Source organism: Streptomyces echinatus, from assembly GCF_014203595.1.
GTDB lineage: Bacteria > Actinomycetota > Actinomycetes > Streptomycetales > Streptomycetaceae > Streptomyces > Streptomyces echinatus.
This window is the reverse complement of record NZ_JACHJK010000008.1, coordinates 105980-126031: the sequence shown is the minus strand read 5'-3', so window position 1 is coordinate 126031 and position 20052 is coordinate 105980. Positions and strand designations below refer to the sequence as shown.

Below are 20052 nucleotides of genomic sequence, written 5' to 3'. Positions count from 1 at the left end.
CGGCCCCGGGGCACGTGCGTGGTCACAGCCAGCCCTTGTCGCGGGCTATGCGTACCGCCTCCGCGCGGTTGCGGACCGCCAGTTTCTGGATGGCCGTCGACAGGTAGTTGCGGACCGTGCCCTGGGAGAGGTGCAGGGCCCGGGCCAGTTCGGCGTTGGTGGAGCCGTCGGCCGCAGCGCGGAGCACCTCGCGTTCGCGCTCGGTGAGCGGGTTCGCGCCCTCGGCGAGCGCGGCGGCGGCCAGCGTGGGGTCGATGACCCGTTCACCGGCCAGCACCTTGCGGATCGCCTCGGCGAGCTGGGCGGCCGGGGCGTCCTTGACGAGGAAGGCGTCGGCGCCCGCCTCCATGGCGCTGCGCAGATAGCCGGGCCGGCCGAAGGTGGTCAGGACGACCAGCCTGACCCGCGGGAACTCGCGGCGCACCCGGGCCGCGGCCTCGATGCCGGTGCAGCCGGGCATCTCGATGTCGAGCAGCGCCACGTCCACGCCGTGGGCGGCGACGGCGGCGAGCACCTCGTCGCCGCGCGCGACCTGGGCGACGACCTCGATGTCGTCCTCCAGGCCGAGCAGCGCGGCCAGAGCCTCGCGGACCATCGACTGGTCCTCGGCCAGCAGGACCTTGATCGTGCTCGTCATGCCCCGGATACTACGTCGGCCGAGGTGGCCGCGGGGACGCGGGCGACCAGCCGGAACCCGTGCTTGACCCGGCCCGCCTCCAGGGTGCCGCCGGCCTTCTCCAGCCGTTCCGTCAGGCCGGTCAGACCGTTGCCGGGCCCCTTGCCGGAGCCGCCGGATCCGTTGTCCTCGACGCGGAGTTCGAGCACCGGCCCGTCGAGGGTCTGGAGGCGCAGCAGCCGGACGACGCAAGCGTCGGCGCCGCTGTGCCGGACCACGTTGGTGACCGCTTCGCGCAGCGACCAGGCGAGCGCGGACTCGGACTCCTCGGCGACCCCGGTGAGGTCGGGTTCGGCGGGCACCTCGGCCGTCACCCCGGCGGCGGTCAGGGCGACCTGGGTGCCCGCGAGTTCGGCGGCGAGCCGGGGCCGCCGGTAGCCGGTGACGGCCTCCCGGACGTCCACCAGGGCCTGCCGGCTGACCTGTTCGATGTCGGCGACCTGCTGGGCCGCCTTGTCGGGATGGCCGGGCAGCATCCGGCCGGCCAGCTCGCTCTTCAGCGTGATCAGCGACAGCGAGTGGCCGAGCAGGTCGTGCAGGTCGCGGGCGAGGCGGAGGCGCTCCTCGTTGGCGGCGAGCTGGGCGACGGTGGCCCGGGCCTTGCGCAGCTCGATGGTGGTGCGCACGAGCTGTCCCACGCCGGTCATCGCGAACCCGATGAGCACGACGAGCAGGAGCAGGCCCCGAGCCTCCTTCTCCTCGTGGAAGCGCAGACCGATCAGGTACATCACCACGCCGGAGGCGGGGATGGCCCAGTAGGCGGCCCGCAGCGGCAGGGTGGCCCCGAAGGCGACCGACAGGTAGACGAAGAGGCCCAGCCAGGCGCTGCCGAGGGTGGAGGCCAGCAGCGGGGCGAGCACGCCGAGGATCCCGCCCAGGGTGAGCACGGTCCGCGGGTCGAACGGCCGGCCCATGTTGCGGAAGACCAGCGTCAGATAGACCCCGACGAAGGCGGTGAGGCCGAGTGCGCCGGCCACGGTGGCGGCGGTGCTGTGGCCGCCGTTGACCAGGTCGTCGACCGGCGAGCTGAGGAAGACCAGCCAGACCGCGATCCACAGCGTCTTGACCAGCAGCTCGCGCCGGTTGCGGGGCGGCCACCCCACGGGCGTGTGCTTGGGCATTCCCTGCCGGTCTTCCGTCATCGTGCTCACGCCTTCAGCGTGTCCTTCCGGTACAGCCAGGCGGCGCCGCCGGCGAAGAGGACGAAGGAGACCGCGAGGACGCCGATGTCCTGGGCGTGCGGCGCCTGGCTCTGTTCGATCGCCCGCCCCAGGGAAGCGTACGCGTGGGTGGGCAGCCACTTGGCGATGTCCTGCAGCCACTGCGGGAAGGTGGTCGTCGGCATCCACAGGCCGCCCAGCATGGACAGGCCGAAGTAGATGATCATCGTGATCGGGCGGACCGCGTCCCCGCTGGCGAGGTAGCCGAGGGCGACGCCGAGCGCGGCGAAGACCAGGCTGCCGGCCCAGATCGCGCCGGTGAGGCCGAGCCACTGCCCGGCGCCGAGGCGTACGTCCTTCACGGCGGCGGCGACCACGAACACGACCACGATGGACGGCAGGCTGACCACGGCCGCGCTGGCGGTCTTGGCGAGGACGTACCCGCGCCCGGGCAGGGTGGTCAGCCGCAGCTGCCGTACCCACCCGCTCTCGCGCTCCTTGGCGATGCGCTCGCTGTTGCCCATGAGGACGGCGGTCAGGGCGCCGAAGGAGGCCATGGAGACCATCATGTAGGTCGGCAGGGTCAGGCCCGTGCCGTCCATCCTGGTGTGGCTGTCGGCGCCGCCCGCGATCAGCAGGAACAGTCCGGCGGGGTAGATCACGGAGAAGAACAGGAACTTGCGGTTGCGCAGGGCGCGGGACACTTCGAGCTTGATCAGGCTGTTCACGACTGCTTCGCCTCCTCGGCGGCGGTGATGGCGACGAACGCCTGCTCCAGGCCGAGGCCGGCGACCTCGAGATTGCGGGGGTAGACGCCGAGGCCGTACACGGCGTGGACGGTCGCGTCGGCGTCGGAGGACTGGATGCGGACCGTCTGGCCCGATACGTCGATCGAGGTGAGGAAGGGCAGGCCGCGCAGGGCCGCCTCGTCGATCTCCCCCTCCAGGTCGAAGGAGACCCGGCGGGCACCGGCCTTGGCCTTGATCTCGGCCGCCGTGCCGTCGGCGAGGAGCCGGCCGCGGTGCAGCACCAGCACCCGGTCGGCGATGGCGTCGGCCTCTTCCAGGTAGTGGGTGGCGAACAGGACGGTACGGCCCTGGTCGGCCTGCTCCCGCATGGTGGCCCAGAAGGCCTGGCGGGAGGAGACGTCCATGCCGGTGGTCGGCTCGTCCAGGATGATCAGGTCGCTGTCGCCGGCGGTCGCGAGGGCGAACCGGACCCGCTGGGCCTGGCCGCCGGAGAGCTTGTCGACCTTGCGGTCGGCGATCTGGGCGATGCCCGCGCGTGCCAGCACGTCGGAGACCGGGTACGGCCGCGGGTGCAGGGAGCAGGACAGCTTCACCAGTTCGGCGACGGTGACCCCGTCCATCAGCCCGCCGCTCTGCAGCATGGCCCCGACCCGCCCGGCGACGATCGCCTCGCGCGGGCTGGTGCCGAACAGGCTGACCCTGCCGCCGTCGGCGGGCTTGAGCCCGAGGAGCAGGTCCAGGGTGGTGGACTTGCCGGCCCCGTTCGGGCCGAGGAGGGCGACGGTCTCGCCCGGGTACAGCCGGAGCGAGAGGCCGTCGACGGCCCGCACGTCCCCGTACGTCTTGGTCACCTGGTCGAACCCGACCACCGGGGTGGTGGCCGGTGCCGCTGTCGTCGTCATGGCGACCATGTTCGCGGTGAGGGCCGGGTGCCGGGCAGTGTCGGCGGTCCTGAGAGCCGGATGACAGATGTCATGCGGATCGGATGACGCCGGGCCGGACGGCGGGTACGGCGGCGGATGACGCCGGGCCGGACGGCGGCTCAGGGGCGCCCTCGGCCGAGGGCGCCCCTGAGCGTGCGGCGGCGACTAGGGGGTTTCGTTTGGATCAGGTCGGATCAGGCCGCGGCGTCCGGTGCGGTGCATCGCAAGGCGGAGGACCATCCGCGTACTGGGCGTACTCGGGTGGTCCGACAACGCGGCGAGGTGCCGTGCCGGGCGTCGCGGACCCGGGCTGATCCAAACGAAACCCCCTAGCTCGGGTTCGTCTCGATGACGGCGACCCGGTTGGTCTTGCTCATCAGTGCCGGGCGCATGGCGGCGTAGACGTCCTCGGGGGTGACCGGGGTCTTCTTGCCGTTGCCCCGGGTGATGAGCACCCCGTCGAAGGTCTGCCCATACAGCTGCTTGAGGGCGTTCAGGTCGGGCTTGTCGACCAGCTTGCCGTCGACGGCCGTGACCCTGAGGAACTTCCACAGCGAGTTCTGCGGGCTGAGGGGGATCGAGTGGGCCGCGTCCGTCTGCACGGTCACCCGGTCCGACATCGCGGGCTTCGCGAACTCCTTCATCATCCGGTCGACCTCGGAGTCCGGGACCGTCGGCTGCTTGGTGGCGGTCGGTACGGTGACCGGGGTCAACGTGCCCGTCTCCACCAGCGTGCGGTAGGCCTGTGCGACCGCGTCGGTGGACTGGGCGGCGTCGATGGCCTTGCCCGCCTTGCCGTAGACGGCCACGGCCTTGCCGGACTTGAAGTCGATGCTGCCGTCGGTGACCGAGCCCGAGCCCCCGCCGGCCTGTTCGAGGGCGGCCTGGAGCTTCTCCTCGTCCACCGGCATGGCCGGCTCGACCACGCGCTTCTCGCCGAACAGGGAGCCGATGACGTGCACGGGGTTGTAGTCGCTCTTCGCGGCCTCGCTGACCGTGGCCTGGTAGTCGAACTGCAGACCCGCGTTCTCCGGCGTGAGGGTGACCGTCTTGCCGCCCACGGCCAGCTTCAGCGGCTTGTCGACCCGGCTGCCGAAGGCGTCGTCCAGCTTCTTGACCGCGTCGTCGCGGGTGCCGCCGCCGATGTCGACGCCGAGGACCGTGGTGCCCTTGGGCACGTCGGTGTGGTTCATCAGCAGTCCGGCGCCGTAGGCACCGCCCGCGACGACGACCACGCCGACGCCGAGCAGCACCAGCTTGCTGCGGCCCTTCTTCTTCGGCTTGGCGGCCGCCTTGGGCGCGGCGGCCGGCCCCGGCCTGGGCGCGGCGGGCGTCGCCGGGCCGTCGGCGTGCGGGCCGAACGGGGACTTGCCCGCGCCGGGTACGACCGGGATGCCGCTGGTGACGGTGTGTCCGGAGACGTTGTCGGCGGCCGGGGAGGGGTAGCCGGGCGTGCCCTCGGGGGCCGGCTTCTGCGGGGTGAGGATCGCGGTGTCGTCGCTCAGCCCGACGCCGGGGCCGACGGCGGGACCGACGCCGGGGCCGACGCCCGCGGGACCGCCGGCCCTCGGCCCGCCGGGCCCGCCGAAGCCGGTGGGTCCTTCGATGTCGGCGAGATCGGCGAGGGCGCTGCGGGCGGGCGTGGTGCCCTGGCCGCCGAAGCCGGGGACGGCGGGGCCGTCGAAGGGCTCGCCCGGCTTCATGCCGGGGCCGCCGGTGGCCGGCGGGACGAGGGGACCGTCGCCGGTGACCGGGCCACTGGTGGGGCCGGCCGGGCCCTGCGGGCCGCCGGGACCGCCGGGACCGCCGGGGCCGTCGAAGCCGCTGGCGCCGCCGGGGCCGCCGCGCCCGCGGGCACCGCCCGCCGCACCGGCGCCGAAGCCGTCGCCGTTGTCCGGGTGGCTCTCCGAGAAGTACGGCAGGTTGTCCCGGCGGGGCTCGCCGGAGCCGGGGGCGCCGGGGCGGGGGCCGCCGCCCAGCGGGCCCGCGGTCAGCGCCTCGGTCACGTCGAAGGAGCCGGTGCCGCCGCCGTGTCCCGGGGCGACCGGGCCGCCGGTGGCACCGGGCAGGCCCTTGCCGTTCGTACCGCCGGGGCGGCCGGGCACGCTCATCGAGCCGACCACACCGCCGGGACGGCCGCCGCCGGGGCGCGCGCCGGTGGTACCGGCCGGGCCGGACGCACCGGGACCACCCGGACGGGGGCTCGCCGGGCCGGCGGAGGGCGCCGAGGGGGTGGAACCGCCGGGGTTTCCGGCGCCGTTCGTGCCGCCGGCGCCCGGACCGCCCTTGGGGGCGGAGGACTTGCGGGGCGCGAACCAGTCGCTGGTCTTCTCCTCCGCCTGGGCCGCGGGTTCGGCCGGGGCGTCGGCGGGGCCACTGGTGGCGGCGGGCGCCGGGTCGGCCACGGGCCGCGGCTCGGCGGCGGGCGCCTCGTCCGGGGCGCTCTCGCCGTCCCCGACGGGCTTGCGCATGACGACCGGCGGAATGGGCCGGGATCCGGGGATGTTGATCCGGATCCGGGTCGTCAGCGTGGTCTCGGTCTTCTTCTCCTCCGGCCGCGTGCCGGACCGGCCGGCGACCGTACCGTCTTCGGAAGCCATGGGGGTCCCGTACGGCGGCGTGCCGGAGGGGTATGCGGCTCCTCCGCGCCCGTTGGGCCCGGAGGACGGAGTGTCAGTTTCACGACTCAAGGCAGGTTCTCCCGGTTGGCTCCGCCGCCCGTTTCGACCTCAGGTGGGGGTACCCCCTGTTCGAGCGCAGTCGAGAACTTGGGGGAGGCTCGGCGGCGCGCACCACCATACTGGCCGCTTCTGGCGCTTATCCCAGGACCGCTGAGGAAACCCACACGGGACTCGCACCTGCGCCGTCCGGCGAAGTGGTACGTCACTTGCCAAGTCGGGCGGAGCCGGCGGCCGGTTGCCGTCCGGCGCCGACGGTGGCACAGATCACAGCGAGGGCCATGCCGCCGAGCAGGAACAGGTAGGAGCCACCGCCCGCGCCGAACAGGAAGTCGCCTTCCGGACGTGTGGTGGTGAGCAGGATGACGGCGACGATCCAGCCGGCCGCCGGCGCCACCGCCCCGCTCCGGCTCCTGGTGGCGTAGCCTCCGCCGAGGAAGAGCCCGGCGGCGCCCGCGAGGGCGAGCAGCAGCCCGCCGGGGAACCAGGCGGCCTGCACCAGGGCCCCGGCGAGGCCGGTGACCGCGCCGAGCAGCAACAGGCCGACGTGGGCGGCGGCCCGGCCCACGGAGGGCGGGCGCAGGGGCTGGGCGAGCAGGGAGCCCGGTCCGTCGTTGCTCATGACGCCTCCTCGACACCGGCGAACAGGTCGGTCTCCCCGCGCTGTCCCGTTCCGCGCACCAACTCGTAGTACTCGGTGGTGAACAGGGGCTGGGCGAGTTCGTTGGAGAGCGCGAAGTACGGCTCGGCCACCTCGATCTGGGTGGCGTGTGCACGCATCGCGGCGGCCTTGGCGGCGCCGTGCGCGCTGCCGTCGATCGTGGTGGTGATCCGCTCGTCGTCGACCACGCCCGGCACGTCGTCCAGGGCCGCGCTCTTGTCGAACGGCAGTGCGGCCAACTCGTCCTGGAGGCGGGCGAAGGCGGCCTCGGCGACGGTGCGCGGGACGCGGTTCCAGTACACCTTGGCGATCCGGTGGCCCCGTTCGGCCGCGAGGTCGACCGCGCGCATGGTGACGCGGTGGGCCTGGACGTGGTCCGGGTGGCCGTAGCCGCCGTTGTCGTCGTACGTCACGACGACCTGCGGGCGGACCTCCAGGATCACCTCGGCGAGGCGGCCGGCGGCCTCGTCCACGTCGGCCTGCCAGAAGCAGCCGGGGTCGTCGTTGTCGGCGAGGCCGGTCATGCCGGAGTCGCCGTACCGCCCGGCGCCGCCGAGCAGCCGGCCGTCCGTGACGCCGAGGGCGGCCAGGGCCGCGTCCAGCTCGCCGCGCCGGTGCGCGCCCAGCGCGGGGCCCGTCAGATGCCGCAGCTCCGGCGGAATGACCTCGCCCCGCTCGCCCAGGGTGCAGGTGACCAGAGTCACATGGGCACCCTCGGCCGTGTACTTGGCCATGGTCGCGCCGTTGTTGATCGACTCGTCGTCCGGGTGCGCGTGCACGAGGAGCAGACGCCGCGCGGGCAGTTCCGTCATGGGACCACCCTACGAGGTGACGGGGGCCGCCCCTTCCGGCCAAGTCGGCCGAAACCGGCTCATCCCCATCCGGAAGGCACCCTTCGATGTCAGGGCCGGGGTTCCGTGCCGCTCTGGTCCTCGTAGCGCGGCAGCCCCTCGGTGGAGATCGTCCAGTCGGCGATGGTGACGTCCTCCCCGTAGACGAAATCCTTGCGGGTGGCGTAGCGGGGGCCGTCGGGGGTGGGGTGGATGTCCGAGAAGACGGCGCCGGTACCGGTCCGGGGGTCGAAGACCGCGTAGACGGGGACGCCCATCAGAGGATAGTCGCGGACCTTGCCCACCCAGTCGTTGTCCGGGTTGGAGCGGGAGACGATCTCGACGGCGGCGAACAGCGTGCGGGGGTCGAAGGAGCCTGGTACGTCCATGTCCTCCCAAGCGATCACCATCACATCGGGGCGCCGCAGGATGCCCTCGAGTTCGTTCTCGACGTCGGGCTCTCCGGTGTGCGCCACGATCTCGTCCGGCATGACCTTTTCAAGCCGCTTCCGGACGTGCAGCGTGGTCAGCTCGTGCGGACCGATCGGCGCCATCATGTCGTGGACGATCCCCTTTTTCGTGATCTCGAATTTGCCCGGAATGGTGTCGTCCATGGACTGAACGAGATCCCGCATGGCTCGGTAGATGTGGGAGGCACCCTGGCGCGCGTCGTCCGGTGCGATGGTCATGGCGCTCGCTCCTCGTCGTCTGTGCCCAGGGGCAAGGATCGTCGCTTTCATGCTAGGCGGCCTCCAGTGAGTCGGTTCGGCAGTCGCGGCAGCGGGTGGTTCCGGGGTCGGGTGAGCGGAAGGCGCGGTCGCAGCCGTCGCAGTTCCGCATCGGGTGACGGGGTGGCGGCGGAGCGGCCGGCGCCCGGAACGGCGGCGGGGGCGGCAGCTGGGCGGCGAGGCGGTGCGCCAGGAGGGCCGCGGGGCGGCGTACGCCCTCGGGGGGCAGGTCGGCGGTCAGGGCGCGGCGTACGGCGGCGGGGGCGACCTCCCGCTCCAGCCAGGCGGCGACGCCCGGGGCCAGATGGGCGGCGTCGCGGGCGGAGAGGAGCAGCCGCGGGTCGTGGCGGTGGAGGTCCGCCAGGAGGCCGGTGGCGGCCTCCAGGAGCGCGGGGGCGGCGTACCCGGGGCTCGGCACGGCCGGCAGCGGCTTGCGGGGCGCTCGCTCCTCGCGCGCCGGCCGCGCGGGGTTCGTCTCGCCGCCCTCGCACGTCTCCCGCCGCCGCGGAGCCGCCGCGGCCCGGGACTCCGGGCGGCCGTGGGCCCGGGTCCGGTCGTGGGCCCCGGGCCGGTCGAGGGCCGCGGGCTGGTGGCGGGCCTTGGGCCGGTCGAGGGCCTTGGGCCGGTCGAGGGCCTCGGGCTGGTGGTGGGCCTCGGGCTGGTGGTGGGCCGCGGGCCGGTGGTGGGCCCCGGTCCGGTCGAGGGCCCCCGGCGGGTGGTGGGCCGCGGGCCGGTGGTGGACCCCGGTCCGGTCGAGGGCCCCCGGCGGGTGGTGGGCGGCGGGCCGGTGGTGGGCGGTCGTCGGCTGGTTGCAGGAGACCGTCCGGGTGACGATGCGGCCGTCGGGGACGCGTTCGCGCTCGCGCCGCAGGTAGCCGTGGGCCTCCAACTCCCGCAGGGCCGCCGCGATCCGGGTCGCCCCCTCGGGGAACCGTGCGGCGAGGCTCTTGATGTCGACGCGGGCACCCCTCGGCAGCGACTGGATGTGACACGCCAGACCGATCGCGAGGAGGGAGAGGTCCGGGTGCTGGGTGAGGTGGTTGCCGATCACCGTGAAGCGGCTGGCGTGGCGGGTGTTGTCGTGAGTGAGCCCACCGGCCCGGGGACGCCGGATCGGGTGCTTGTCGCCCGCAACGGGGGCCTGGGCGCACGGGGGCGCGCTAGGGTTCTGGGTACCCATCGGGAAGTCCTTACCTTCCTCGGTGGTCAGGCCCTCGCACTGGGATTGCCGTCCCGGCGGGGGCCGTCGCATGTCTTCGGTTGTGTTGTGCCGAGCGTAGAGCCGCCCGGGTCCACAAAATCCAGCTGACCGGGGCATATTCACCCACCCGAGTGAGCGTGCGCTCCGGGCGGGAGGGGTGGGGCTCGGTGGGGTTCTTTCCCCCCGTCCGTCCTTGGCTCTAGGCGGCCGGCGCCACCGGAACTCGTGGGGTCGGGTTCCGGTGTTCGCATCACTCCGTGTCGCCGTCGGCACTTACCGTGATGAAAAACCACGGGTGCGACGGAGGGCGCGGATGTCGGTGGACACGGAGGCCGTGAGCGAGCCGGGGTGGGAAGTCGACCCGGACGACGAGTGGGGGGTCGCGGTCATCACGACCGTGGGCAGGCAACTGCGGCTGCGCCGCGAGGCGGTGGGGATGCGGGCCGCCGACTTCGGAAAGGCGGTCGGGTACGGCGAGGACATGGTCTACAAGATGTGCGACCTGAAAGCCGCACAATGCGAGCGAGCGTAGGGATGGAGATATCGACGCTCTCGACCTGTGACTAATTGGTCGATTCCCCAGCCAGCGTGCGGAGGAAGTAATTCCTCGGTGCGGAGCCTGGCCATCAGACCGAAGGCCGAGACGACCACTGGATCGGTACGGGTCGGGGAAAGTCCGAACGGATGAACACAAGTGAACCCTTGATGAGGACTCGTAAAGATCAGCCGCCTCAGTGGAAGCTGTCGAGGCGGTCCAGGAGCTACCGGGTGAGAACCCCTGCGCGACTCCGGATGCCATCTGCCATCACCGGAGTAGGTCACCGCGGCTCCCGGGTCAGAGAGGGCATCCACCCCGGACGCATCTCGTGTGTATGGAACAGGGAAACCCCGTAGAGGTCCCTATGGGTAGGCCGGAGGCAACGAAGGCTGAACTCCTCTGCGGGAAAAGGATGGCCCGAGAAGCGAATGCCGCTATGCCGAAAGGCAAGGGGAAAGGCCGGGATCAGGGGCTCCGCCCTCCGGCTATAACCCGGCGGATACCGGGCTGATGCCCGGGTCCGAAAGGACGCCCAAGCGGACCGGGTGGGTTTTTGAGGCACCGATGACGAATCGAGTTCACGACAGTGCAAGTTGGACAGGGAGGGCGCATGGACCAGAGCACCGGACCGGTGCCCTTCTGGAACGGAGCTGTCGACGACGCGGAAGCGTGGCACCAGATCGACTGGGGCCAAGTCGACCGCGAAGTAACGAGATTGCGGCAGCGGATCTTCAAGGCCGCCCAAGCCGGTGACATGAAGAAGATCCGAAACCTCCAGAAGCTCATGATGCGGTCGGCCGCGAACACGTTGTTGAGTGTGCGCCGGGTGACGCAGGTGAGCCGGGGGCGGAAGACCGCCGGAGTGGACGGGGAGACGGCACTGAGCCCGAAGGAGCGGGGCCGACTGGCCCGCCGGCTCCTGCGGGACGGGGCCGCTCGTCCGCGCCCGGTGAAGCGAGTACAGATTCCGAAGGCGAATGGAAAGACGCGTCCGCTCGGCATCCCGGTCATCCGGGACCGGGTCCACCAGGCCAGGGTGAAGAACGCCCTGGAACCGGAGTGGGAGGCGCGTTTCGAGGCGCGAAGCTACGGCTTCCGTCCCGGCCGGGGATGTCACGACGCCCTGGCGACCATCTTCCAGGTGGTGGGCAAGCCCGCCAGCAACCGGAAATGGGTGCTGGACGCCGACTTGTCGGCGGCGTTCGACCGGATCGACCATGCGCACCTGATGCGGTCCATCGGCAGCTTCCCGGCCAGGGATGCGATCGAGGGATGGCTGAAGGCTGGAGTGATGGACAGGGGCGTCTTCGCACCGACGGTGGAAGGCACTCCGCAAGGAGGGGTCATCAGCCCGCTCCTACTCAACATCGCTCTGCACGGAATGGAGGAGGCGGCCGGGGTCTCCTGGAGGAAGCACCGGGATTCCCGGATCCTCAAGGAGGACTCCCCGGCGCTTGTGCGGTACGCGGACGACTTCGTGGTCATCTGTCACACGGAGCAGGCCGCGCACGAGGCGTACCGGCGGCTGAAGGAATGGTTCACCCCCAGGGGGCTGGCTTTCAACGAGGAGAAGACGAGAGTCCGACACCTCACGGACGGCTTCGACTTCCTCGGGTGCACCATCCGGACGTACGCCAACGGCTACACCCTCGTGACGCCGAGCAAGAACGCGGTGAAGAGGGCCAGGGAACGTATCCGGGACATCGCCCGGACGAACCGGGGGAATCCTGCGGGTCTGCTGATCCGTCAGATGAACTCGTTCGTTCGGGGCTGGACCATGTACTACCGCCCCTGGAGCTCCAAGAGGGCCTTCACGGAAATCGATCGGATCATGTTCGGCCAGTTGTGGAACTGGGCGTGCAGACAGCATCGGAGGAAGGGAAGGCAGTGGGTCGCAGCCCGGTACTGGGGCAAGCGGATTCCCGGGAGTGAGAACCGCTGGGTCTTTGGCGATGACTCGGTGCACATCAAGCCCGCCGCGATGACCAGGATCGTCAGGCACGTGCCGGTCCTTGGAACCCATTCCAAGGACGACCCGGCGTTGGTCGACTATTGGGCCGAGCGCGCAGCCAGACGGACAAAACTGGGACTGGAGAACAAGTTCGTCCAGACTCTCGCCGTCCGTCAGAAAGGCCGATGCGCGCGATGCGGCCTCGACCTCGTGGAAGGAGCCGAGTTCGAACCGGACAATGTCCACGACTGGGTGTCCTGGTTCGACGCCGTCCGCCGGACGCTGAACGTGCACCACATCGTGCACCGAAAGCACGGCGGTGGGAACGACCTCAAGAATCTCGAACTCCTGCACTCGCAATGTCACCAGCAGCATCACGCGATCGAAGGCGCAGATGCGGGCAGGCCCACGTGACCTGCTTGAGCCGTGGTGCGGGGAAACCCGCTCGCCCGGTTCTGAGGGGGCCGGGGTCCCAGCAATGGGCCCCGGCTACCCGACCGAGAGCGGACAACGGATCCCTCGGCCGGAGTTTCTCGACAAGGCCGACGAGGTGCTGAGCGCGGACGGCTTGCTCGCGGCGATGAAGCAGGACGTGGACAAAGTCCGTTACCCGAAGAAGGTGCGGGACCTGGCGGCACTGGAGGCCAAGGCGGTCGAGTTGCTCTCGTACGGCAACCACAACCTGCACGGGCTCGTGCAGACAGAGGAGTTCATGGAGGCGCTGCTCAGGACTCAACGGCCCCTGCTCCCGGAAGACCAGCTTGAGCGGGCGGTGGCAGGCCGCATGGCCCGGAAGAGGATCTTCCAGCGCTCACCCGCGCCCGACCTCAGCTTTGTCCTGGAAGAGGTGACCCTGAGGCGGCCGGTCGGAGGCAAGATGGTGCTCAACAGGCAACTGCAACACCTCCTTGAGCTGGCCCAGTTGCCGACCGTCGTGATCCAGGTGATGCCCATGGCCTGCTGGGATCACCCTGGCACCGGAGGACGGATCCAGGTACTGAAGTTCGGGGACGGCGCGGCGGTGGGTCGCATGGACGACGAGTTCGGCGGCCGCCCCGTCTCCGACCCGAAACAGCTACGGATCCTCGAACTGCGCTATGGCATCATCCGGTCCCAGGCTCTGACCGCACGGGAGTCGCTCACCTTCATCGAACAACTGCTGGGAGAGACATGATCCGCAAGGCAACTGCCGGAGACGCCTCCGAACTGGCGTGGTTCAAGAGCAGCTACAGCGACAGCAGCCTCCCCGACAACTGCGTCGAGGTAGCCCTCACCCCCGGCACCGTCCACATCCGCGACTCGAAGATCGCCGAAGGCCCCCGGCTCGTGCTGACGCCGGGGACGTGGGCCCGCTTCGTGTCGTACGCGTCCGGGGACTGACCCGGCGGGCCGGGCGCCGGCCGTCAGAACTTGATGCTGCCGATCATGCTCGCGACATTGGTCGTCAGCTCGCTGATCGTGGGAGCGACGGTCGACGAGGCGAGATAGAAGCCGAGCAGGACGCAGACGACGGCATGACCACCCTTCAACCCTGACTTCTTGATCAGCAGGAAGACGATGATCGCCAGCAGCACCACCGCCGAAATCGAGAGTGCCACGGCGGCTCACCTCCAAAGATCCCAGGGACGCGGGTTCTAGATCAGTTGAGCAAATCCATGCAGACGCCAGCAGGTTCATACCCACAGTGCGACAGTGATCATAACTATCCGTGCTCGCGCATCGCTCGGCGCACGGCCGCACAAGGGGGCGCATGGCCAATATGGTCAGGGTATGACGACCGAGGCTGACTCCTTCCCCCGTCGGCACGCCCGGACCCAGCGGTTCACGCTCGGCGCGCCGCGTGCGTTCACCGTGGCACCCGACGGTTCGCGTGTCGCTTTTCTGCGTTCCGGCTCCGGCACCGACCGGGCCAACTCCCTGTGGGTACTGGATCTTCCGGACGGCACCGAGCGCCCGGCGGCGGATCCCGGCGTGCTCCTCCAAGGCGCCACCGAGGAACTCCCGGCCGAGGAGCGGGCGCGCCGGGAGCGCAGCCGCGAGGGCGGCGCCGGCATCGTCGGCTACGCCACCGACGGCGCCGTGGAGTTGGCCTCTTTCGCCTTGTCAGGGCGGCTTTTCACGGCGGAGCTGCGGGCCGGGACGGCGCGTGAACTACCCGTTCCGGGACCGGTGATCGACCCGCGTCCGTCCCCCGACGGCCGGCACGTCGCGTACGTCTGCGGGGGTGCGCTGCGGGTCGTGGGCGCCGACGGGAGCGGCGACCGGGCGCTGGCCGAGCCGGAGTCGGCGGAGGTCCGCTACGGCCTCGCGGAGTTCATCGCGGCCGAGGAGATGGCCCGTTCGCGGGGCTTCTGGTGGGCGCCGGGGTCGGACCGGCTGCTCGTGGCGCGCGTGGACGACACGCCGGTGCGGCAGTGGTGGATCTCGGATCCGGCCCACCCCGGGCGTGAGCCAAATAACGTCAGGTACCCCGCGGCGGGCACACCGAACGCGGACGTACGGCTGTTCGTCATCGGCCTCGACGGGGAGCGCACGGAGGTCGCATGGGACCGGGCGCGCTATCCGTATCTGGCGCGTGTGCACTGGTCAGCGGCGGGTGCGCCGCTGCTCCTTGTGCAGGCGCGGGATCAGCGCAGCCAGCTGTACCTGGCGGTGGATCCGGCCACGGGGGCCACCCGGATGGTGCACGCGGATGAAGATCCAACTTGGCTTGAACTGTTCGCCGGTGTGCCCTGTTGGAGCCCGTCGGGGCGACTCGTCCGGATCGCGGACGAGGGCGGCGCACGGGTGCTGGCGGTCGGCGAACGGCCGCTGACCAGCGGTCAATTGCACATTCGCGCGGTTTTGGACGTGGGTTCGGAGGACGTACTCGTTTCCGCCTCGGCGGGACCGGAGGCCCAGTCGCCGGAGATTGGCGAAGTTCATGTGTACCGGGTGAACGAACTGGGCGTGGAACGGCTGTCGCAGGAACCCGGCGTGCACTCGGCGGTGCGCGCCGGCGGCGTGACCGTCCTGGTGTCCGCGGCGCTGGACAGGCCCGGCGCCCGTGTCCAGGTGCTGAGTGACGGAAAACCGGCGGCGACTGTCCGGTCTTACGCCGAAGACCCCGGTTTGTCCCCGAGGGTGACCCTCACCGAGGGGGGCGCACGCCGAATTCCATGCGCCGTGCTTATGCCACGGGACTACCACGGTGACACTCCCCTGCCGGTCCTTCTGGACCCCTACGGCGGCCCCCACGGCCAGCGGGTGGCGGCCGCGCACAACGCCCACCTCACCTCCCAGTGGTTCGCCGACCAGGGCTTCGCGGTGATCGTCGCCGACGGCCGCGGCACCCCCGGCCGCTCACCGGCCTGGGAGAAGGCGATCCGGGACGACCTGGCGGCCGTGGTGCTCCAGGACCAGGTCGACGCGCTGCACGCGCTCGCCGAGCGGTACCCGCTGGACCTGGACCGGGTGGCGATCCGCGGCTGGTCCTTCGGCGGCTATCTCGCGGCGCTGGCGGTGCTGCGCCGGCCGGACGTCTTCCACGCGGCGGTGGTCGGCGCACCCGTCACCGACCTGCGGCTGTACGACACCCACTACCAGGAGCGCTACCTCGGCGACCCGGCCGAGCGGCCGGAGGTGTACCGCCGCAACTCGGTGATCGACGACGCGGGCCTGGTCGACCCGGCCGAGCCGCACCGCCCGATGATGGTCATCCACGGGCTGGCGGACGACAACGTGGTCGTCGCCCACTCCCTGCGCCTGTCGTCCGCCCTGCTGGCCGCCGGCCGCCCGCACGAGGTGCTGCCCCTGTCCGGGGTGACCCACATGACCCCGCAGGAGACGGTCGCGGAGAACCTGCTGCGACTGCAGCTGGACTTCCTCCGGCGCTCCCTCCGCCCGGCCGAACGCTCGTGAACTGCGTTAACGCACAGGCAACTTCACGGAAGCGGTACCGATATACGGACAGGGAAGCCTGAACTCCGTACGGCCGTGCGGGTGCCGTAGACGGGCCGGGGTGCACCATGTCACCCCGGCCCGTTGCCGTTCAGCCGCCGCTCCCCCGGCGGGGCGGGCGGGACCGGCGCCGCCTCCTGAGCGAAGTGGCACGCCGAGGCGTGGGCCGCGGGGCCGGCCGTGCCACGGAAGGCCTCCGGCACCGCCAGGGCCGGCACCTCCTGCGCACAGCGCCGCTGCGCCTTCCAGCAGCGGGTGCGGAAGCGACAGCCCGAGGGGATGGCCGTCGGCGACGGCACGTCCCCGGTGAGGATGATCCGCTCGCGCTGTGCGCGGGCCTCCGGATCGGGCACGGGCACGGCGGAGAGCAGGGCCTGGGTGTAGGGGTGGGTCGGATGGTCGTAGATCTCGGCGTCCCGCCCGATCTCCACGATCCGGCCCAGGTACATGACCCCGACCCGGTCCGAGATGTGCCGGACGATCGACAGGTCGTGCGCGATGAAGACGTAGGACAGGTCGAACTCGGACTGGAGCCGGTCCAGCAGGTTGATCACCTGGGCCTGCACCGAGACGTCCAGCGCGGACACCGGTTCGTCGGCGACGATGACCTCGGGGCGCAGCGCCAGCCCCCGGGCGATCCCGATGCGCTGGCGCTGGCCGCCGGAGAACTGGTGCGGATAGCGGTTGACGTAGTCCGGGTCGAGCCCGACCACGTCCAGCAGCTCCTGGACGCGGCGGCGGCGCTCGCCCTTGGGCGCCGCCTCGGGATGGATGTCGTAGGGCTCCCCGACGATGTCGCCGACCGTCATCCGGGGGTTGAGCGAGGTGTACGGGTCCTGGAAGACCATCTGGATGTTGCGGCGCACGGCCTTCAGGGCCCTGCCGGACAGCCCGGTGATGTCCTCGCCCTTGAACCGGATGGAGCCGGCCGTGGGGCGCTCCAGGCTGCAGAGCAGCTTCGCGACCGTCGACTTGCCGCAGCCCGACTCGCCGACGATGCCCAGGGTCTCGCCCCGGTGCAGCGTGAAGTCGACGCCGTCGACCGCCTTCACCGCGCCGATCTGCTTCTTGAACAGGACGCCCCGGGTCAGCGGGTAGTGCTTGACGAGGCCGCTGACCTCCAGGATCGGTTCAGTGGTCGGGGCCATGCAGGCACTCCCTCCAGAAGTGGCAGGCGCTGCCCCGGCCGTCGGACACCGGGTACAGCGGGGGTTCGTCGGTGCGGCACACGTCCTGGGCCATCGGGCAGCGGGGGTGGAAGGAGCAGCCCGGCGGAACACGCATGAGGTTCGGCGGCAGACCCTTGATGGCGTACAGCTCCTGCCCCTTCCGGTCCAGGCGGGGAACGGAGTCCAGCAGTCCGCGGGTGTAGGGGTGGGCCGGTGCCTTGTAGAGGTCGCGCACGGGCGCGGATTCGACGATCTTCCCGGCGTACATCACCGCGATCCGGTCGGCGACGTCCGCGACGACCCCCAGGTCGTGGGTGATCAGGATCAGCCCCATACGGTACTCGCGCTGCAGCTCCGCGAGCAGCTCCATGACCTGGGCCTGGACCGTGACGTCCAGGGCCGTGGTCGGCTCGTCGGCGATGATGAGCGCCGGTTCCAGGGACAGCGCCATGGCGATCATGATCCGCTGGCGCATGCCGCCGGAGAACTGGTGGGGATAGTCCCGCACCCGCTGCGCCGCCGCCGGGATGCGCACCCGGTCCATCAGATCGACGGCCCGGGCCCGCGCGTCCTTCCTGGACATCCCCCGGTGCACGACGAACATCTCCCCCAGCTGGTCCCCGACGGAGAGCACCGGGTTGAGGGCCGACAGCGCGTCCTGGAAGATCATCGCGATCCCGGCGCCCCGGACCCTGCGCCGTTCCTGCTCCCTCAGCTTCAGCAGGTCCTGCCCGCGGAACAGGATCCGCCCGGCGGTGATCCGGCCCGGCGGCACGTCCAGGATGCCCATCACGGCCTGCGCGGTGACGGACTTGCCCGACCCGGACTCGCCGAGCACGGCCAGCGTCTCCCCCGCGTCCACCGCGAAGTTCACCCCGTTGACGGCATGGGCGACCCCGTCCCGGGTCCGGAACTCCACGTGCAGGTCCCTTACGTCGAGGAGCACGGCACCATCACCTCAGCTTCGGGTCGAGGGCGTCGCGGACCGCGTCGCCGAGCATGATGAAGGCCAGGACCGTGAGGGCGAGGGCGCCCGCGGGCCACAGCAGGGCGTGCGGGGCGTTGCGGATGTAGGGCGAGGCGGCGGAGATGTCGATGCCCCACGAGACGCTGGGCGGCTTGAGGCCGACGCCGAGGTAGGACAGCGTCGCCTCCAGGGCGATGTACGTGCCGAGCGCGATGGTCGCGACGACGATCACCGGCGCCACGGCGTTCGGGGCGATGTGCCGGAGCAGGATGCGGGAGTCGGAGGCGCCCAGGGCGCGGGCGGCCTGGACGTAGTCGTTCTGCTTGGCGGTGATGACCGCGCCGCGGGCGATCCGGGAGATCTGGGGCCAGCCGAGCAGCACCATGAACCCGACGACCGGCCAGACCGTATTGGAGGTCACGACGGAGAGGAGGACGAGACCGCCGAGGACGACCGGGATGGCGAAGAAGATGTCGGTGACCCGGGACAGCACGGAGTCCCAGACGCCGCCGAAATAGCCCGCGAGTCCGCCGAGGACCGAACCGAGCAGGGCGACGCCCAGCGTGGCGCACAGGCCCACCGTGACGGACGCACGGGCGCCGTAGACGGTGCGCGTGTAGACGTTGCAGCCCTGGCCGTCGTACCCGAACGGGGCGCCCGGTGCCGCACCGTCCTGGGCCTTGGCCAGATCGCACGTCAGGGGGCTGCCGGAGGCGATCGCCGAGGGCCACAGGGAGATGAAGACCAGGAACAGGATGACCAGGGCGGAGAGCAGGAAGACCGGGTTGCGGCGCAGGTCCCGCCAGGCGTCGGACCACAGGGAGCGGGGCCTGCCCGCGGGCCCCGTGCCCGCCGGGCCGCCGGGTGTCCTCTCCAGGGTGACGGCCTCGCTCGCGCCGAGGTCCATCGCGCCGCCCATGCCGGTGCCGGCGATCGCGCCCTCGGGCTGCTGCGGCTGGTCACGCATAGCGGATCCTCGGGTCGAGTACGGCGTAGAGCAGGTCCACGAGCAGGTTGGCGACCAGAAAGACCAGCACGAGCACGGTCACGAAGCCGACGACCGTCTGGGTGTTCTGGCGCAGGATGCCCTGGTAGAGCTGGTAGCCGACACCGTGGATGTTGAAGATCCGCTCGGTGACGATCGCGCCGCCCATCAGCGCGCCGATGTCGGTGCCGATGAACGTGACCACCGGGATCAGGGAGTTGCGCAGCAGATGCCGGGTGATGACCCGGTGCCGCGGCAGGCCCTTGGCGATCGCCGTGCGGACGTAGTCGGACCGCTTGTTCTCGGCGATGGAGGTACGGGTCAGCCGGGTGACGTAGGCGAGCGAGACGGAGGCGAGGACCAGGCCGGGCACGATCAGCTCGTCGAGGGTGCCGTAGCGGACCGAGGGTCTGATCCAGTGCCACTTGATACCGAGCAGCAGCTGCAGCATCAGACCGGTGACGAAGGTGGGGACGGAGATCACCACGAGGGTGGCCAGGAGCACGGCGGTGTCGGCGGGACGCCCGCGCTTGAGTCCGGTCACGACGCCCAGCGTGACGCCGATGACGATCTCGAAGACGATGGCCACGACGGTCAGCCGGACGGTGACCGGGAACGCCGTGGCCATCAGCTCGGTGACCGGCTGCCCGTTGAAGGCGGTGCCGAAGTCGCCGGTGAAGACCTTCGCCATGTAGGTGAGGTATTGCTGCCACAGCGGCTTGTCGAGGCCGAACTCACGCCTCAGCGCGGCGGCCGTCGCGGGGTCGCAGGCCCGCTCCCCGCACAGGCCGGCGACGGGGTCGCCCATCACGTTCACCATCAGGAAGATCAGCAGCGTGGCACCGATGAACACGGGGATCATCTGGAGCAGCCGCCGCAGGACATAGCGCCCCATGG

The 20052-nt window shown here is 71.1% G+C and carries 18 protein-coding genes and 1 pseudogene; 5 read left to right on the top strand and 14 right to left on the bottom strand.

Annotated elements, in window-relative coordinates:
- Positions 1–22: 22 nt before the first annotated feature.
- The 9 genes from FHS34_RS22795 to FHS34_RS22755 form a co-directional block, all read right to left on the bottom strand.
- On the bottom strand, positions 23–637 hold the full coding sequence (locus FHS34_RS22795) for a response regulator transcription factor (RefSeq protein WP_184968337.1): 615 nt from the start codon (positions 635–637) through the stop codon (positions 23–25).
- Positions 634–1827, bottom strand: a complete 1194-nt coding sequence (locus tag FHS34_RS22790) for a sensor histidine kinase (RefSeq protein ID WP_372478591.1) — start codon at positions 1825–1827, stop codon at positions 634–636. Before FHS34_RS22790 ends, FHS34_RS22795 begins: the two co-directional genes overlap by 4 nt.
- Positions 1824–2564: an ABC transporter permease gene (locus tag FHS34_RS22785; protein WP_184968335.1), complete on the bottom strand. Its 741-nt coding sequence runs from the start codon at positions 2562–2564 to the stop codon at positions 1824–1826. The genes FHS34_RS22790 and FHS34_RS22785 overlap by 4 nt, the downstream gene beginning before the upstream one ends.
- Positions 2561–3487 (bottom strand): ABC transporter ATP-binding protein, encoded by a 927-nt coding sequence (locus FHS34_RS22780; RefSeq protein ID WP_184968333.1) that lies wholly within the window; start codon positions 3485–3487, stop codon positions 2561–2563. Before FHS34_RS22780 ends, FHS34_RS22785 begins: the two co-directional genes overlap by 4 nt.
- Before the next feature lie 350 nt (positions 3488–3837).
- The gene (locus FHS34_RS22775; RefSeq protein WP_184968331.1) at positions 3838–6198 is read right to left on the bottom strand and encodes a peptidoglycan binding domain-containing protein; all 2361 of its coding nucleotides are present in this window, start codon (positions 6196–6198) and stop codon (positions 3838–3840) included.
- Between the two features lie 193 nt (positions 6199–6391).
- Entirely contained in the window at positions 6392–6808 is a 417-nt protein-coding gene (locus FHS34_RS22770) for a DUF6113 family protein (RefSeq protein WP_184968329.1), read from the bottom strand.
- On the bottom strand, positions 6805–7659 hold the full coding sequence (gene mshB / locus FHS34_RS22765; RefSeq protein ID WP_184968327.1) for an N-acetyl-1-D-myo-inositol-2-amino-2-deoxy-alpha-D-glucopyranoside deacetylase: 855 nt from the start codon (positions 7657–7659) through the stop codon (positions 6805–6807). Before mshB ends, FHS34_RS22770 begins: the two co-directional genes overlap by 4 nt.
- 89 nt (positions 7660–7748) lie before the next feature.
- A complete protein-coding gene (locus tag FHS34_RS22760; RefSeq protein WP_184968325.1) occupies positions 7749–8366 on the bottom strand; it encodes a Uma2 family endonuclease in 618 nt (205 codons plus the stop codon).
- A 52-nt stretch (positions 8367–8418) separates the two neighbouring features.
- A complete protein-coding gene (locus FHS34_RS22755; protein WP_184968323.1) occupies positions 8419–9585 on the bottom strand; it encodes a helix-turn-helix domain-containing protein in 1167 nt (388 codons plus the stop codon).
- A 334-nt stretch (positions 9586–9919) separates the two neighbouring features.
- Here FHS34_RS22755 and FHS34_RS22750 point away from each other — a divergent pair.
- The 4 genes and pseudogenes from FHS34_RS22750 to FHS34_RS22735 form a co-directional block, all read left to right on the top strand.
- A pseudogene (locus FHS34_RS22750) lies at positions 9920–10102 on the top strand (helix-turn-helix domain-containing protein); the annotation flags it as partial.
- Between the two features lie 652 nt (positions 10103–10754).
- Positions 10755–12509, top strand: a complete 1755-nt coding sequence (gene ltrA, locus FHS34_RS22745; protein WP_184968321.1) for a group II intron reverse transcriptase/maturase — start codon at positions 10755–10757, stop codon at positions 12507–12509.
- 64 nt (positions 12510–12573) lie between these two features.
- Complete coding sequence (locus tag FHS34_RS22740) at positions 12574–13269, top strand: DUF5753 domain-containing protein (protein WP_225817565.1); 696 nt, start codon at positions 12574–12576, stop codon at positions 13267–13269.
- On the top strand, positions 13266–13475 hold the full coding sequence (locus FHS34_RS22735) for a DUF397 domain-containing protein (RefSeq protein WP_184968319.1): 210 nt from the start codon (positions 13266–13268) through the stop codon (positions 13473–13475). Before FHS34_RS22740 ends, FHS34_RS22735 begins: the two co-directional genes overlap by 4 nt.
- 23 nt (positions 13476–13498) lie before the next feature.
- On the opposite strand, the gene FHS34_RS22730 is transcribed toward FHS34_RS22735, so the two are convergent.
- A complete protein-coding gene (locus tag FHS34_RS22730) occupies positions 13499–13693 on the bottom strand; it encodes a hypothetical protein (protein ID WP_161287201.1) in 195 nt (64 codons plus the stop codon).
- Between the two features lie 172 nt (positions 13694–13865).
- Between FHS34_RS22730 and FHS34_RS22725 the strand changes: the two genes are divergently transcribed.
- The gene (locus tag FHS34_RS22725) at positions 13866–15995 is read left to right on the top strand and encodes a S9 family peptidase (protein ID WP_184968317.1); all 2130 of its coding nucleotides are present in this window, start codon (positions 13866–13868) and stop codon (positions 15993–15995) included.
- Positions 15996–16105: 110 nt separating this feature from the next.
- Here FHS34_RS22725 and FHS34_RS22720 read toward each other — a convergent pair whose 3' ends face one another.
- From FHS34_RS22720 to FHS34_RS22705, 4 genes are read right to left on the bottom strand one after another with little or no spacing between them, the layout of a single operon-like run.
- Positions 16106–17182 carry an ABC transporter ATP-binding protein gene (locus FHS34_RS22720; protein ID WP_184968315.1) on the bottom strand — a complete coding sequence of 359 codons (1077 nt, stop codon included), beginning with the start codon at positions 17180–17182 and terminating at the stop codon, positions 16106–16108.
- On the bottom strand, positions 17166–18149 hold the full coding sequence (locus FHS34_RS22715) for an ABC transporter ATP-binding protein (RefSeq protein ID WP_184968314.1): 984 nt from the start codon (positions 18147–18149) through the stop codon (positions 17166–17168). The genes FHS34_RS22720 and FHS34_RS22715 overlap by 17 nt, the downstream gene beginning before the upstream one ends.
- 7 nt (positions 18150–18156) lie before the next feature.
- Positions 18157–19137, bottom strand: coding sequence for an ABC transporter permease (locus FHS34_RS22710; RefSeq protein ID WP_184968312.1), 981 nt, complete (start codon positions 19135–19137; stop codon positions 18157–18159).
- The gene (locus tag FHS34_RS22705) at positions 19130–20050 is read right to left on the bottom strand and encodes an ABC transporter permease (RefSeq protein ID WP_184968310.1); all 921 of its coding nucleotides are present in this window, start codon (positions 20048–20050) and stop codon (positions 19130–19132) included. Before FHS34_RS22705 ends, FHS34_RS22710 begins: the two co-directional genes overlap by 8 nt.
- Positions 20051–20052: the final 2 nt, after the last annotated feature.

Coding starts and splice junctions, on each gene's coding strand:
- FHS34_RS22795 (WP_184968337.1), bottom strand. CDS start 637: ATGACGAGCACGATCAAGGTCCTGCTGGCCGAGGACCAGTCGATGGTC.
- FHS34_RS22780 (WP_184968333.1), bottom strand. CDS start 3,487: ATGACGACGACAGCGGCACCGGCCACCACCCCGGTGGTCGGGTTCGAC.
- FHS34_RS22770 (WP_184968329.1), bottom strand. CDS start 6,808: ATGAGCAACGACGGACCGGGCTCCCTGCTCGCCCAGCCCCTGCGCCCG.
- mshB (WP_184968327.1), bottom strand. CDS start 7,659: ATGACGGAACTGCCCGCGCGGCGTCTGCTCCTCGTGCACGCGCACCCG.
- FHS34_RS22760 (WP_184968325.1), bottom strand. CDS start 8,366: ATGACCATCGCACCGGACGACGCGCGCCAGGGTGCCTCCCACATCTAC.
- FHS34_RS22755 (WP_184968323.1), bottom strand. CDS start 9,585: ATGGGTACCCAGAACCCTAGCGCGCCCCCGTGCGCCCAGGCCCCCGTT.
- ltrA (WP_184968321.1), top strand. CDS start 10,755: ATGGACCAGAGCACCGGACCGGTGCCCTTCTGGAACGGAGCTGTCGAC.
- FHS34_RS22740 (WP_225817565.1), top strand. CDS start 12,574: ATGGGCCCCGGCTACCCGACCGAGAGCGGACAACGGATCCCTCGGCCG.
- FHS34_RS22735 (WP_184968319.1), top strand. CDS start 13,266: ATGATCCGCAAGGCAACTGCCGGAGACGCCTCCGAACTGGCGTGGTTC.
- FHS34_RS22725 (WP_184968317.1), top strand. CDS start 13,866: ATGACGACCGAGGCTGACTCCTTCCCCCGTCGGCACGCCCGGACCCAG.
- FHS34_RS22720 (WP_184968315.1), bottom strand. CDS start 17,182: ATGGCCCCGACCACTGAACCGATCCTGGAGGTCAGCGGCCTCGTCAAG.
- FHS34_RS22710 (WP_184968312.1), bottom strand. CDS start 19,137: ATGCGTGACCAGCCGCAGCAGCCCGAGGGCGCGATCGCCGGCACCGGC.
- FHS34_RS22705 (WP_184968310.1), bottom strand. CDS start 20,050: ATGGGGCGCTATGTCCTGCGGCGGCTGCTCCAGATGATCCCCGTGTTC.